Source organism: Micromonospora sp. NPDC049175, assembly GCF_043197345.1.
Taxonomy (GTDB): Bacteria; Actinomycetota; Actinomycetes; order Mycobacteriales; family Micromonosporaceae; genus Micromonospora.
In genome coordinates this window covers 218,369-233,037 of the sequence record NZ_JBICSY010000008.1, presented here as the reverse complement: position 1 = coordinate 233,037, position 14,669 = coordinate 218,369, and the positions used below count along the sequence as shown (strand labels likewise).

The window sequence follows — 14,669 nt, the reverse complement described above, 5'->3', positions numbered from 1 at the left end:
GGTCCTAAAGATCGAGCAGTCCGGCCGGCGGGTCGACGATCACACGTCCACCGGCCAGGTCGACCTCCGGAACGATCGCCCGGACGAACGGGATCAACGCGGTACGCCCCTCGGGGCGTCGCAGCACCAGCAGGTCCGAGGAGGGCGCGTGGTCGATGCGGACGACCTCGCCCAGCGGTTCGCCGGCCGGGTTCACCACGGCCAACCCGACCAGCTGGTGGTCGTGGAACTCCTCCGGGTCGTCCGGCGGGTCCACGTCGGCGCTGTCCACCACGAGCAGCGTCCCGCGCAGCGCCTCGGCGGTGTTGCGGTCCGGGATGCCCTCGAACGCGATGAGCACCCGACCCTGGTGGAAGCGGGCTTCCTCGATGGTCAGCTCCGCCGGAACGCGGAACGGCACGCCCGGACCGGTCGCCGGCGCGGGCGGCGGAACCGTCCCGGGCTCGGTGCGCAGCACCGAACCCGGGACGAACCGTGCTTCAGGCTCGTCGGTCCGCACTTCCACGGTGACCTCACCGCGGACGCCGTGCGGCTTGCCGATCCTTCCGATGACGAGCTGCATCAGTACGAGTCGACGATGTCGACGCGTACCCCGCGCCCGCCGATGGAGCCGATCACCTGGCGCAGCGCCTTGGCGGTCCGACCGGACCGCCCGATCACCGTGCCGAGGTCCTCGGGGTGCACGCGGACTTCGAGCCGCTTGCCCCGACGGGAATCGACCATCCGCACCCGGACGTCGTCCGGGTGGTCGACGATGCCCTTGACCAGGTGCTCCAACGCCGGACGCAGAGGCATGTCAGGCCTGCTCACCGGCGTCGGCAGTGGCGGCGGGAGCCTCGGCCGGGGCCTCGGTCTTCGGCGCCTCGGCCGCAGCCTCGGTCTTCGGGGCCTCGGCCGCAGCCTCGGTCTTCGGGGCCTCGGCAGCCTTGGCGGCCTTCTTGGCCGGCTTGGCCGGGGTCTCCGGGGCCAGCCCGGCGGCGGCCTTCGCCTCAACCTCGTACGCGGCCTTGCGGTCGGCCCGCTCGGGGGCGACCAGGAGCGGCGGCGGGGCCGGCAGGCCCTTGTACTTCTGCCAGTCACCGGTCAGCTCCAGCAGACGCTGCACCGCCTCGCTCGGCTGAGCGCCGACGGACAGCCAGTACTGGACCCGCTCCGACTTGACCTCGATGATCGAGGGGTCTTCCTTGGGCTGGTAAATCCCGACGAACTCGATCGCCCGACCGTCACGCTTGGTGCGCGAGTCAGCGATGACGATGCGGTACTGCGGGTTGCGGATCTTGCCCATCCGCAGGAGCCGGATCTTTACGGCCACAGTTGTTTCGCTCCTGTTGCGATCTCACCGGCCCGTGTGGGCGGTGTGCATGGGTGAGCGCCGACCGGACCCGTGGGGTTGGGCCGGAGACTACTCGGTGGACTAGCGACGTGCCCGGGTTAGAGGGCGCCGGACGCGCGCCGGATACCAGCGACCCATTCTGCCAGATCGGCCGCCGATCACTCGCACCGGAGCCCCAGACGTGCCCGTCGAACGCCACTACGTGACCGACATCACTCTGCCGTCGGGGTCCACGGCACCCGGCAGCCCGGGGTGGCCAGCCGAGCCAGCAGCTCGCGGGCCGGGCCGGCAGGCACCAACCGCAGCGCCTCGCGCGCCCGTTGGGCATGCTCGGCCACCAGGCCGAGCAACGCGGCGACCCGAGGGTCGTCGCGCGCGGCCGCCCCAGGCTGTGCCGACCCACCCCACCGGGACGCCCCGACCAGGTCCCGAAGCTGCTCGCCGAGGGTATGGGCCGCGCCGATCTCGCGACCGTACGCGGCCAACGCGTTCACCACCGGAACCCGGGCGCCGCCGAGCCGACCGCCGAGCCGACACGGCAACTCGAAAGCGATGGCGGCCCGCCCGGCGAGGACGGCACCACCGGCGCCCCCGCCGGGCGACGGGTCGTCACGCAGTTCCAGAGCCCGACCCTCACAGGCCACCGTCAGTGCCTCGGCGAACTCGGCGACGACCGGGCCACCGCCCTGCGCGGCGAACTCGTACGCCCGGGCCAGCAGGAAGTCCGCGACCAGCACCGCGAACCGGTTGCCCCACGGCGTCGGCCGAGGCCCGGTCGACCGGGCCTCCTCCCGGGCGCTCTCCACCGCCAAGCCGGCGAGCAGACCCAGGTCCACCGCCGCGGCGAGGGCGTGCCGCAGCGGGTGTTCCCGGCCCCCGACCGCCGCGGCGACAAGCAGCAGCACCGCCGGACGCAGCGAGAGGGTCGACAGGTCCTCGTCCACCCCGGCGAGCCGGACGAACATCGGCCAGTCCTCCCGCACACAACCGGCCAGCAGTTCGCCCACCGCGAGGAGATCGCGCCGCAGGTCGCGGGCGAGTTCCGGAGTTGGCTGGGGCAGCGGGTCCAGCAGGACACCGGCCCGCGCCCCGTCCGGGAAGAGCGCCAGCCGGCGGCAGAGGGCGAAGAGCGGGCGGTCGTCGTCGAAGGTGGCGTCGAGCACCCGCCAGGCGAGCAGGTACCGGCGCACCGAGTACCGGCCGGTCTCGAAATAGCCGGACTGCCGGGCGGCCAACTGCCGGGCGTACGGAGCTGGATCCACAGGTCCCGCCCCGGCGCGACGAAGCGCCGTGTCGATCCGGTCCGCGGCGAGCAGACCCGACTCCAGGGCGAAGCTGATGCCCTCACCGGTGAACGGGCTGACCAGACCCGCCGCGTCGCCGACCAGCAGCAACCCGGGCACACCGCACCGGGACGGGTCGAAGTCCAGCCGCAGCGGCGCCCCGGTCATCGGTCCGACCGGACGGGCCGCCCGGAACCGGTGGTCGGTCGTTGCCAGCTCGGCAACGAAACGCTCGTACAGCAACCGCACGTTCTCCCGGTGGGTCGGGTCGAAGAGGCCCACGCCGACGTTCGCCGTCCCGTCGCCGACCGGAAACACCCAGCCGTAGGAGGGCAGCACCCGCCGGTCCGTGACGTCCGCCAGCGGGAGGTGGATCTCCAGCAGCTCGTCGAGGTCGGCCACCTCGGTGAAGTAGCCCCGGGCGGCGAACCCGGTCCACTCCCGGTCCGGACTCCGCAACCCGGCCTGGTGAGCCAGCCGCGAGGAGGCCCCGTCCGCGGCGACCACAGCCGGGGTGCGCAGCGCGAACCGGCGGCCCTCGTACTCGACCTGCACACCGTGGACCCCGGCGGCACCGCCCAGCAGTCGGGTGGCACGGGCTCCGGTCCAGAGCACCGCGCCAGCACGCACCGCCCGCCGGCACAGCACCGCGTCCAGCTCCAGCCGGGGCACCACCATGCCGTACCCGGTGCCGTCGGGCTCCTCGTAGTGGAAGTCGCGACTGCCTCGCCCACGCATCCGGATCCGCACCCCACCCACCCGCTGGGCACCCGTCAGCTCGTCGAGCACCCCCATCTCGGCGAGCAGACGCACGGCGCTGCGGGTCAGGCCGTCGCCGCAGCACTTGTCGCGGGGGAACTCGCGCCTGTCGATCAGCAGAACCCGGCGGCCCAGGACCGCCAGCCGGTACGCCGCGGCCGCACCGCCCGGCCCGGCGCCCACCACCACCGCGTCGAAGCCGTCGAGCCGCTCCGGAACCAGCGTCGGGGCCGGCGTGACCACCTCAGCCCGCCCGGGTGACGGCGAAGTCGGCGAGCCGGACCAGCGAGTCCCGGGCCGGGCCGGGCGGTAGCGAATCCAGCCGCCGGGCGGCCTGTGCGGCCCTGCTCCGGGCCTCGGCGAGGACCTCGTCCACCACGCCCGAGGCGACCACCAGCTCCGCCACCTCGGCCAGCTCCGCCGGGGTGGGCTCGCGTACCGCCAGGAGGTCGCGCACCCGGCCGGCCGCCGGTGTGTCGCGGGCCAGCAACCGCAGTACCGACATGGTGTAGACCCCTTCCCGGACGTCCGTCAGCGGCCGCTTGCCGAGAGCCGCGTAGCTGCCGCGCACGTCGAGCGCGTCGTCGGTGAGCTGGAAGGCGACTCCGAGGTCGTGGCCGTACCCGGCCAGCGCCTCGACGGTCGCCGGCTGCGCCCCGGCGAGCAGCGCGCCCAACCGGCAGGGCAACTCGAACAGGGTCGCCGTCTTGCCAGCGACGATCTCCAGGTGCTCGGCCTCGGTCAGGCCGGTGTAGAACGCGTTCTCCGTCTCGCGGAGCTGGCCCGTGCAGAGCGCGACAAGCGCGGCGGCCGCCTCCCGGCCGTACCGGTCGTCGAAGACGGCGAGCAGGGCGATGGCCCGGGCGACCAGGAAGGTCCCGGCGACCACGGCCGCCGGCTCGCCCCATTCGGCGTTGACGCTGGGGCCGTGCCGCCGAGTGACGGCCCGGTCCATCACGTCGTCGTGGTAGAGCGAGGCGAGGTGCAGCAACTCCAACGCCGCGGCGGCGTCGAGCAGGTGTGCCGGTCGGACGGTGCCGAATTCGGCCGCGACCAGCAGCAGCGCGGGACGGATCCGCTTGCCGCCCCGGCGTTGCAGTGCCGTCGCCATCGCCCACAGCACCGGGTCGGACGCGGCGACGGCCTCCCGCATCCGCCGGTCCAGGCCGGCCAGCGCCTCCCGGGCACGGGCGCTGGCCAGCCAGTCCGGGTCGGTGGCGTTGCTCACCGTCACCGCTTCCGCTTTGGCTTGGGCTTCGGCTTGGTGGGTTTCTCGGCAGCCGGCTGGGCGGCGTCACCGCCACTCCCACCGCCACCGCAGCCACAGCCACCGTCGCCGCGCCGCCCACTGCCGGGAGCACACAGGGTGGGCACCCGCTCGACCAACTCCTGCGCCTTGTGCAGCAGCTGCTCGTCGTCGAGCATCCGCAGGATCTCCACCGGGGTACGACCGACAGCGTCGTTCGCCAGCGCCAGCACCTCCTCGGCGGCGGAGATCTCCTCGGCGGTCAACCGGTCCGCGAAGCGGCGCAGCGTCTTGCGGGCCTCGTCGAGGTGCTCGGTGGTGAGCGTCGCCTCGGAACGCTGCGGCTGGAGCAGTGCCGCACGGGCCGTCTCGGCGTAGGTGTCGTAGAGCTTCTGCAGGTGCCGCCGGTCGGCGTCGGAGAGCTTCGTCGCCCGGACCCGGGCCACCAGCCCGTCCTCGTTGGCGAAGTAGGTGTCGACAGCGAACCGGCCGACCCTGGTCTGCTGCAGGTAGCGCTGCCGGAACTCCTTCTCGACCGCCACGTCGAGGTCGACGTCCCGGTCCAGGACCCGGCGGGCGGTGCTGCTGGAGGCGCAACCGCAGGCGCTCTCGTTGCCACCCTCGCCGCCCAGGTAGACCACCGACCCGGAGTCGCCACCCTCGGACAGGTGGGCGGTGGCGATCTGGCCCTCGAAGGTGGCCACGCCGACGCCGGGACCGTAGTCGATGCTCGCGCTGACATCCAGCTCGGTCACCGTGGAGGTGGTGTACTCCGTGGTCCGGCCGACCTTCTCCACGTTGCTGCCGATGTCGACGCCGGCGATGGCGCCCGCGCCGCTCAGGAACGTCACGTCGAGTTGGCGCAGCACCTCGTCGATGGGGTTGATCAGGGTCCGGTTGCACGAGCCGGCGAAGAGCAGACCGATCGCCGGATGGTTGCCGTTGGCCACCGGGTAGATGTTGTCCTTGACCTGGTCGATCACGTCGTTGGACTGGGAGACCTGGCCGATCGCGCAGTCCACCCGGTTGCCGGCCGGGTTGATCATCACGAACCGCTTGAGCGTGGCGATGGTGTCGGCCGGCGCGGTGCCACCGTCGTACGCGCCGGGCTGCACGATCGCGTCGCCGATCGCCCCGGCGTTGGAATTCGCCAGCACGTGGTTGTTGCTCAGGACGCAGAGCGAACCGTCGGTGTTGTCGGTGACCAGCGCGCCGAGCGTGCCGGCCGTGACGTTGATGTGCGCGATGCTCACCCCGTTGGGCGCCGGACGTTCCCGGGCGGTGAACTCCTGGGCGAAGAACGGGCCGGTCTCCACCACGTCGACCTCGACGAAGTCCGGTCCGAAGTAGACCCTCCGCGGCAGCAGCCGGGTGGTGGGGAGGAACTGCCTCGGCACCTTGCGCACCACGTACACGACCAGGGCCGGCTCGTCCGTGCGGCGCCCGCTGACCTCCCGCCGCCCGTAGGCGAGCCCGCTGACGTTCGGGTCGCCGAGCAACCCGGCAAGTGGTCCCTGCCGGGCCGCCCGAGCCAACGCACGGGCCTTGACGTAGCTGTCGTTCGGATTGGACATGGCCGCCTCCTGCCGGTGCAACAAGGTGATGGATCAGGTTCGGCGGGCCTCGAACGGCCCGGTGAGCACGAAGCGCAGCGCGACACCGTCGACGCGCTCGCTGGTGAGGGCCACCAACACGGGATCGGTGACGTAGACGGTGATGACGTACGGGCCGGACGGGTCGGGCCGGCCGATGCCGGTGCCGACGGCGGCGAACCGCCTGGTGAGGTCGGCCCGGTGCGCGGCCAGCACGGCACGGACGGCGTCGAGCGAGTCGGGTTCAGCCACAGCAGCCGCCACGAATCGGCGGGTCGGGCCGGCGCGTCGGACCGGTGGCACCGGGGTCGATCGGAACCGGGTGCGACGTGGGGTCGCCATGTTCGTCGTCCGGCCCGCTGTCGTCCGGCCCGCTGTCGTCCGGCCCGCTGTCGTCGGGCCCGCTGTCGTCGGCGTACTCGGCGCAGAGCCGGACCAGCAGCCCTTCCGCCGAGCGACCGACGATCCGGACGGAGACGACGCCGGGACCGGCGAGCGTCACCGTCGCCGGGCCCGGTGGTGAGTTCGCCGGCACGTCGACGCGGTCGAGTGACGCACCGTCGTCGTCGAACGCGGTCAGCTCGACCGGTTTGCCGCCCTGGTTGGCCAGGGCGACGACGACCCGGTCCGCCGGGTGGGGCAGTACGACCCGGACGCCGGCGCCGAGTTGGAGGGCCGCGCCGCCGGTGGGCAGGCCGACCGCGACGACCACCCGGCCGGCGCCGTCCAGGGAACGGATGAGGAAGTCGCCGTCCGGCCACTCCGCCGGGTACTGCGTACCGGGCTGACGACCGGCGAAGTCGAGGCAGTCGCGCGGCCGTGGCGGCGGGGGCTCCGTGGGGCAGTACGGCTGCGCGGCCAACAGGTCCACGTCGTCGAACCACACCCGTCCGCCGTCCCTTCGGGGTTCGGCCCCGTCGGCAGCGGCCTCCAGGAAGACGGTCACCGCGACGGCCTGGGCGGCGACGCGTACCGTCAGCGGGCTCCACCGCTGGGCGCTCGTGCCGTCGCTCCAGACGACGGCGGCGGAGGTCGGATCGGTGCCGCCGGTGGGGTCGACGCCGAGCCGCGCGGTCGCGGGTTCGGCCTGGTCGAGGTCGTACCAGGCGGTGAGCTGGTAGGCCCAGCCGGGATTTGCCCCGATCTGCTGCCGGACGCCGACCCGCTGCCGTGGGCCGGGCACGAGCCCCTGGGAACGGCGGCCACCGTGCACCACGAAGTTGCTCGCGGCGTGCTGGCCGGTGCCGCCGGCCGCCGAGCCGGCCAGCACGTACGGCTCCCAGCCGTTGGCGACCTGTCCGGTGGTGCGCTGGGCGAACCCGTCCTCGAAGTGCCTGTTGACCACGTCGACGGCCCGAACCACCACCTCGTCGACACCGGTCCCGCCGTCGTCGTCGGTCACCGTGCACCGGGCCAGGAACGTGCCGCAGTCCGGGTAACGGTGGGACACCACGGCGGTCCCCCGGCCGGCCGGCGGCTCGTGCGTCTCGGTGACCACGGCCGGCAGCGGCGGGGTGCAGTCGCCGAAATCCCAGACGGCGGTGTGCGTGTCACACCAACCGGGATCGGTGAACCGGGCGGTGAGGGTGAGGACCGTGCAGGGATAGGTGAACAGATCGGGGCCGGCGTCGACCACCGGCGGGACGTTGCGCACCGTCACGGTCCGGGTGTCGGTCGCCATCCCACCGTTCTGGTCCCGGACCCGCAGGGTCACCTCGTACACACCGTTGTCGCACCAGGCGTGCTGGACGGTGCTGGTGCCCTCGGCCCACGGCGGGGTGTTGGTCTCCACGACCGTGCCCGGCTCGGTGGGTTGGGCGTCGCCGAAGTTCCAGGTGGTCTCGTGGGTGTCGACGTACTCGACGTCGCTGAAACGGCCGACGAGGGTGACCATCTCACCCTCGTCGACGGTCAGGTCCGGGCCGGCGTCGACGGTGGGCGGCACGTTGGCGACGTACACCAACGCGAAGTGGCGGCTGGTGGCGCCGCCGGGCTGGTTGATCGTCAACGAGTGCGCCGCCAGGTAGGTGCCGCTGGCGGCGTAGACGTGGTTGACGTCCGCGGTGGCGGCCGGCAGCGCGCCGTCGCCGGTCAGCCAGGTGTAGCCGGCCGCGGCGCTGGTGTGCCCGGCGGCCAGCAGCAGGGCCGACTGGGCCGTCCCGGTGTACGGTCCGCTGCTGCGGGCGGCGAGCACCTCGGTGCTCTCACAGGGGCTGAGCACCTCCAGGTCACCGGCGAGGACGAGCCCGTCGGCGTTGATCACGACCGGGTCGAAGAAGACGGCCCTGACCCGCCCGATCCGGGCCAGCTCGGGCGGCCAGCCGGTGATGCCGCTGACCGCTCCGGTGATCGGGTCGACAAGGCGCGACCCGCCGATGTTGTTGACCACGGCCGTGATCACCGCGGCGACCACGATGATGATGATCCCGATCAGGATGCTCCCGGCGCCGAAGCTGATGATCGCCAGGATGATGGCGATGACCCAGAACAGGACCGACTCCTCGGGGTCGACGTCCGGGTCGCCGATCAGGTGGTTGTCCATCCGCTGGACGCCGTCGGAGTTGAGATCGCCGTTCGGGGTCCAGTGCAGGCCCACGTCGGCCCGGAAGCTGGCGTCGACGTCGATGCTGCCGAGGATCGCGTCGATGACCGTCAACTCCCCGGTCATCCGGATCGACCCGTCGCGGAGTTCGACGTCCAACTCCCGGACGTCCGCCTTGTCGTCGCCCTGGTCGACGCGGCGCGGCAGGTCGCTGTCCGCCCAACCGTTGCTGACCCGGGCGGAGTCGATGTTCTGCTGCACGATCGTCCCGTCGAGCAGGATGGCGAAGTCCCGCCCGGCCGGTACGACGTTCGTCACCGCCCCGATGTCGGCGCCCTCGCCGGCGTTGATCGCGATCACCAGGAGGTCGGCGAAGACCCGGCTGGCGACGTTGTCGGCCTCGAACACATCGCCACCGACCTCCGGCGTCCACAGGGCGAGGAAGCCCCGCCCGGTCAGGTCGTCGAAGAGCAGGTCACCGATGGCCGTCTCGATCTGCGCCACCGTGGGCACCACGATGCTCTGTGACCCGAAGCCGTGCACAAGCGTTGCCCCCTGCTGGTTGAGCTGGGCCTGCAGCGCGTTGTCGAGGAAACCGAAGAGGGTGGCGTTGTTGGTGGTGAAGTGGGTGCCCTCGATGCCGGGCGCCGGGCTGATCGGCCCCGCCGCAACTGTCGCGGTGTCGAAGCGCAACGTGTACGCGCCCGGTGGGGTCTCCAACGGCACGGTGATGGCGAGCCGGGTTTCCACAGCCATCGGGTCGGCCAGCGAGGGCGCCGCGCCACTGCCCACGATGTGGAACATCCGCAGGTAGATCGGCATGCTGATGAGGACGTGCGTCGGATCGGGCCGACTGACGTCGATCCGGTGGGCGGGGTCGGCCTGGTCGTCGTAGATCTCCAGGTGGGTGTCGAGGGTGTAACTGCCGACGCCGAGGCCCAACACCACCCCGGTGTCGTCCTGCTCGTGCGGGATCGCCGGGATACCGGGATGCAGCACGCCCCCGAGGCCACCGTTCTCGTAGGCGAAGTGGATGTATTCGCCGAGGATCTGAACGAGCTTCGGGGCGAGAGGGTCGCCGCTGGTCAGGGTGGCGGTGACCGCGCTGCGGGGCAGGCCGTCGAAGCGCAGCCCCACGTTCTTCGAGTCGGGCAGCACCCCGATCGGCACGGCGGCGTGCGCGATGGCGGTGAGATCCAGCAGTTGCGCGGACGGCACCGGCGGGTCGGCGACGGTCACCTGGATGACCAGGCCGAAGGTGAGTTCACAGCCGTCGATGTCGGGTCGTGGGGTGGCGTCGAGTTGGTCGCGGGGGATCTCCACCTGGCCGCCGGCCGTGGTGAAACCGCCGATCCCGAGGCCGGCCGGGACCGGCAGGAATTGCGGGATGCGTCCCTCGTCGGTGCTCGTGTCGCCGCACTCGGCGGACTTCCAGGCGCCCTGCAGCGCCTTGCGGAGAACGGGCGAAGTCGCCTCGACGACGACCTCGAAGCCATGGGTGTCGGCCATTGGTCCCCCTTCGGGGCCGGTGTGGTGGAGGCCGGAGAGTGTGGACGGCCGGATGCCGGGCCGGACGTCAGGAGTTGCCTGGGCCGTCGCCGCGATGGGCAGCCCGTTTGGTCAGCGGGGGTGGGTGTCGGGTGCCGGGTCCGGCGACTGGAGCCGGCCACTCACGGCCGTCAACGGCGTGGTCACCGCACCGCTGAGAATCGCGGCGAAGGCGCGCGGGGGCGCGAACCTCGGCCGGCGGGCGGAAATCCGCCGGTACTCCAGCAGCGGGCCCAGCACCGGGTGCCGGTCCCGGAGCGGTTCCAGCGGGTCGGCACCGGCGCCGCCGGGCTGCCAGCGCGGCGGGTCGGTGTCCGGTTCATCGCCGTCGGAGCACGGGAGCACGCCCAGGTCGGTCAGGAGCCGGCGGACCGCAGGGCCGTCGTCGGGGTCGACCTGGCGATCGACAAGCCGGGCGATCGTCGTACGCAGGTCGGCGAGTTTCTCGGCGGCCGTGGGTCCCAGCCGGATGCGGTCACCGATGCCGGTACGGGTGTCGGGGTTGAACTGGTAGCCGAGGTGCTCGACGGCCAGCAGCGGATTCGTGGCTGCCGCGATCGCGACGGCGGGATCGGCATTCAGCCGGGCGAGGATCACGCCGGCGCGAGCCTGGAGGTCGGAGAAGGTGTTGATCTGGTCGGCCATCGGGCCTCCCACCACTGGTGGTGTCGTTGCCTGAACCCTAGGCCGCCACACCGCTTCCACCACACTCTATGTCCGCAGGATGACACAGAGTAATCGGCGCAGGTCAGCGGACTGGTGGACGGTCCCAGCCGGCCGGCAGCCCCGCCGGTACGTCCCATTCCGCGGGCGGGGTGAAGTCGCACCAGGTGCCGTCGAACGGGAACTCACCGGCCTCGGCGATCGCGATCACCCGCTCCCCCTCGGCGCGGACCGCCTTCTCGTCGGTCACCCAGTAGTCGGCGCCGAAGGCGAGCCGCTCGACGAACTCGTCCTCGTCCTTCCAGTCCCAGTCGAGGTCCGGGCGCACCACCACGTCGAGATCCTGGTCCACCACGTCGACACCGGCCACCGGGCCGTCGTCCCAGCGGACACCGGGCTCCTCCAGGTTGACGTACCAGTGGGTGAACCGGCCCTGCGCGTCGCGGAACCACCAGACGGAGTGCGCCGCCCCGGTGGGCAGGAACTTCAGCAGCGGTGGCCCGTTCCAGCGCCCGTGCGCCATCCGGTAGTCCGAGGCGACCCACTGGGCGAACGGCACCGCACGCATGGTGAGCCCGGCCTCGGTCACCTCGTGGGCCACCGGCGAGTCCCGGGCGATCCACACCAGCAGACCGCGCTCGTCGTCGCTGACCACCCGGCCCGGCCGGACCCAACCGAGCCGGCCGTGCCGCACGTTGCGGTGCAGGATCAGCCGACCCGGCTGGAACCGGTCGACGAGCACCTCAGTAGGCGCGGGCGAGGATGGCGACCAGGTCGGGCTCGTCCTCCGAGTCCGGCACCGAGCCGTCGGCGCGCAGCAGGCACCGCACCGTGACGCCCTGCCCGTTCGCCTCGGCCTCGCCGGCCACGCCGACCGCCGACCACGGCACCCGGGCCCAGCCGGCCGCGGCGGCCTCGATCGCCTCGGCCAGGGTCGCCACCTCCACCGTGCGCGACTCGCGGTTGGCCAGAGCCTGGTCGTGCAGCACCTGCTGGTCGGTCTCCAGCGCGGCCAGCACCGCGGCGACCACGTCCGCCACCGGCGTCGGGGTCTTCGACCCGTCGGTCCGGCGCACCACGGTCGCGTTGCCGACGGCCAGATCACGCGGGCCGACCTCGACGCGTACCGGATAACCACGAAGCTCCGCGTCGACGGCCCGGCGGCCGAACGGGGTGTCGGTGCGGTCGTCGAGCGCCACCCGGACACCGGCGTCGCGCAGGCCGTCGCGCAGCTTGGCCGCCGCCTCGCCCACACCGTCGCCGTCCTTGACGACCATGACGTACGCCTGGATCGGCGCCAGCCTCGGCGGCACGCGCAGACCGTTGTCGTCGCCGTGCGCCATGATCAGGCCGCCGAGCATCCGGGTCGACGTGCCCCAGGAGGTGGTCCAGGCGTGCTCCCGGCCGCCCTCCTTCGAGGAGTAGCTGATGTCGAACGCCTTGGCGAAGTTCTGGCCCAGCTCGTGGCTGGTGCCCAGCTGGAGGGCCTTGCCGTCACCCATCATGCCTTCGCAGGTGTACGTGGCCGTCGCGCCGGCGAACCGCTCCCGCGTCGTCTTCAGGCCCACCACGACCGGGATGCCGATCACGTTGACCATCAGGTCCTCGTACGCCTCGTGCAGGATCCGCCGCGCGTACGCCCGGGCGTCCTCGCGGGTGGCGTGCGCGGTGTGCCCCTCCTGCCAGAGGAACTCGCTGGTACGCAGGAAGATCCGCGGGCGCAGCTCCCACCGGACCACGTTCGCCCACTGGTTGAGCAGCAGGGGCAGGTCCCGGTACGAGTCGATCCACTTGGCCATGAACTCGCCGATCACCGTCTCGCTGGTGGGACGTACCACCACCGGCTCGGCGAGGGGCTTGCCGCCACCGTGCGTGACGACCGCCAGCTCCGGCGAGAAGCCCTCGACGTGCTGGGCCTCCCGCTTGAGGTAGCTCTCCGGGATGAAGAGCGGGAAGTACGCGTTCTCCGCACCCGCCGCCTTGATCCGGGCGTCCATCTCGGCCTGCATACGCTCCCAGATGGCGTAGCCGGCCGGTCGGATGACCATGGTGCCGCGAACCGGGCCGTTGTCGGCCAGCTTCGCCTTGGCGATCAGGTCCTGGTACCAGCGGGGGAAATCCTCCGCACGGGGAGTGAGCACGCGTGCCATGACCGCATATCCTATGCGCCGCTCGTCGGGGCAGTGCGCTCGGGCGCGGCATCGTCATCATCCGCCGTCACGACCTTGCTCAATCCGCACCGCGGAGCCGAGATCGAGGCGCACCGAGCCGACCTACACTTCGACCAGAATGATTGAGCAGAGGGACCCCACCCCGGTACGGACCGGCATCGTCGACGCGGCCCGCGCGCTCACCGTCGCGACCGGATGGGACGGCGTCCGGATGGGTACCGTCGCCGACGCCGCCGGGGTGAGCCGGCAGACCGTGTACAACGAGTTCGGCAGCAAGGCAGGGCTGGCCGAGGCGCTCGCCCGCGCCGAGGTGGACCGCTTCGTCGGCGCCGTCCGGACCGCCCTGCTCGCCCACGACACCGACGTACGGGCCGGCGCCTACGCGGCCATCGCGCACACCCTCACCACGGCGGCGGAAAACCCCCTGGTCAAGGCCATCCTGACAAGCGCCCGAGGCGGCTCGGACGAGCTACTGCCGTACCTCACCACCCGGGCCGGGATGGTGCTCACCGAGGCGTCCGGCGCGCTTGTCGACTGGGCCGGCGACCACCTGCCCGGAGCGGACCCGGCCGCGCTGGCCTTCGCCGCCGACACCATCGTCCGCCTGGTGGTCAGTCACATCGTGCTCCCCCGCGAACCGATCGAGCAGACCGCCACGGTCCTCGCCGACCTCGCCGTAACCCTCTTCAGCGCCGCCGCCCGCCCAGCCCCCTGACCCCGCGCACCCGCCCACCGACCGACGCGCGCCCGCCCGCGCGCGCCCGCGTGCCCCGCACCGCGCGCGCCCGCGTGCCCCGCACCGCGTGCGCCCGCGTGCCCCGCACCGCGTGCGCCCGCGTGCCCCGCACCGTGGGCGCACGCCCGTGCCGCGCCCGCACGTCCGTGCCCCGCACCGTGGGCGCACGCCCGTGCCGTGCCCGCACGTCCGTGCCGGCCCTGTTGGCGCACGCCCGTGCCGGCCCCGTTGACGCACGCCCGCCCCGTGCCCGCGCGCCCCGCGCCCGCACGTCCGCGCCCGCACGCCCCGTGCCCGCTCGCCCCGTGCCCGCACGCCCCGCACCCGCACGTCCCTGCCGGCCCCGCACCCGCACGTCCCTGCCGGCCCCGTGCCCGCACGCTGGTGCGCCCGTGCGCCCGCCCCGTGGGCAAACGCCCGCCGGGCGCCCGCATTACCTCCCGCACCCCGCACCCCGCACCCCGCACCCCGCACCCCGCACCAAGATCCGAGCAACATCAGGGATGTTGCTGCCTGCTGCGCGCCTGAGGCAGCAACATCCCTGATGTTGCGGTGGGATCTTCGTCTTGGGTGTGCCCTGATCTCGCCGCACGCCAAGATCGCGCTCAATCCAGGATGTAGTGGCATCCCCCCAACGCCGAGGCCACTACATCCTGGTTCGAGCGCGATCTTGCGACGCACACGGCGCAGCCCAGCCGACGCGGCGCAGCCCAGCCGACGCGGCGCAGCCCAGCCGACGCGGCGCAGCCCAGCCGACGCGGCGCAGCCCAGCCGACGCGGCGCAGCCCAGCCGACG

12 protein-coding genes are annotated in these 14,669 nt (G+C 72.7%); 1 reads left to right on the top strand and 11 read right to left on the bottom strand.

Translation table 11 applies throughout. From position 1 onward, the window contains the following. Nucleotides 1-4: 4 nt before the first annotated feature. The 11 genes from rimM to proS form a co-directional block, all read right to left on the bottom strand. On the bottom strand, nucleotides 5-562 hold the full coding sequence (rimM, locus tag ACGFH8_RS28475) for a ribosome maturation factor RimM (protein ID WP_393372959.1): 558 nt from the start codon (nucleotides 560-562) through the stop codon (nucleotides 5-7). Continuing rightward, entirely contained in the window at nucleotides 562-822 is a 261-nt protein-coding gene (locus tag ACGFH8_RS28470; RefSeq protein WP_172862164.1) for an RNA-binding protein, read from the bottom strand. The genes rimM and ACGFH8_RS28470 overlap by 1 nt, the downstream gene beginning before the upstream one ends. Beyond that, nucleotides 797-1,312 carry a 30S ribosomal protein S16 gene (rpsP, locus tag ACGFH8_RS28465; RefSeq protein WP_393372957.1) on the bottom strand — a complete coding sequence of 172 codons (516 nt, stop codon included), beginning with the start codon at nucleotides 1,310-1,312 and terminating at the stop codon, nucleotides 797-799. The genes ACGFH8_RS28470 and rpsP overlap by 26 nt, the downstream gene beginning before the upstream one ends. A gap of 233 nt (nucleotides 1,313-1,545) precedes the next feature. Beyond that, a complete protein-coding gene (locus ACGFH8_RS28460; RefSeq protein ID WP_393372954.1) occupies nucleotides 1,546-3,618 on the bottom strand; it encodes a geranylgeranyl reductase family protein in 2,073 nt (690 codons plus the stop codon). A gap of 1 nt (nucleotide 3,619) precedes the next feature. Beyond that, a complete protein-coding gene (locus ACGFH8_RS28455; protein WP_393372951.1) occupies nucleotides 3,620-4,609 on the bottom strand; it encodes a polyprenyl synthetase family protein in 990 nt (329 codons plus the stop codon). Continuing rightward, nucleotides 4,606-6,195 carry a hypothetical protein gene (locus ACGFH8_RS28450; protein WP_393372948.1) on the bottom strand — a complete coding sequence of 530 codons (1,590 nt, stop codon included), beginning with the start codon at nucleotides 6,193-6,195 and terminating at the stop codon, nucleotides 4,606-4,608. The genes ACGFH8_RS28455 and ACGFH8_RS28450 overlap by 4 nt, the downstream gene beginning before the upstream one ends. A 33-nt stretch (nucleotides 6,196-6,228) precedes the next feature. Further along, the gene (locus tag ACGFH8_RS28445) at nucleotides 6,229-6,465 is read right to left on the bottom strand and encodes a hypothetical protein (RefSeq protein WP_393139936.1); all 237 of its coding nucleotides are present in this window, start codon (nucleotides 6,463-6,465) and stop codon (nucleotides 6,229-6,231) included. Next, complete coding sequence (locus tag ACGFH8_RS28440; protein ID WP_393372945.1) at nucleotides 6,458-10,264, bottom strand: PKD domain-containing protein; 3,807 nt, start codon at nucleotides 10,262-10,264, stop codon at nucleotides 6,458-6,460. Before ACGFH8_RS28440 ends, ACGFH8_RS28445 begins: the two co-directional genes overlap by 8 nt. Before the next feature lie 111 nt (nucleotides 10,265-10,375). Further along, on the bottom strand, nucleotides 10,376-10,948 hold the full coding sequence (locus ACGFH8_RS28435; RefSeq protein WP_393372943.1) for a hypothetical protein: 573 nt from the start codon (nucleotides 10,946-10,948) through the stop codon (nucleotides 10,376-10,378). A 103-nt stretch (nucleotides 10,949-11,051) separates the two neighbouring features. Continuing rightward, complete coding sequence (locus ACGFH8_RS28430; protein ID WP_393372940.1) at nucleotides 11,052-11,708, bottom strand: DUF402 domain-containing protein; 657 nt, start codon at nucleotides 11,706-11,708, stop codon at nucleotides 11,052-11,054. 1 nt (nucleotide 11,709) lies between these two features. Beyond that, entirely contained in the window at nucleotides 11,710-13,116 is a 1,407-nt protein-coding gene (gene proS / locus ACGFH8_RS28425) for a proline--tRNA ligase (protein WP_393372937.1), read from the bottom strand. 139 nt (nucleotides 13,117-13,255) lie between these two features. Between proS and ACGFH8_RS28420 the strand changes: the two genes are divergently transcribed. Next, entirely contained in the window at nucleotides 13,256-13,852 is a 597-nt protein-coding gene (locus ACGFH8_RS28420; RefSeq protein WP_393372934.1) for a TetR family transcriptional regulator, read from the top strand. The last annotated feature ends 817 nt before the right edge of the window (nucleotides 13,853-14,669 follow it).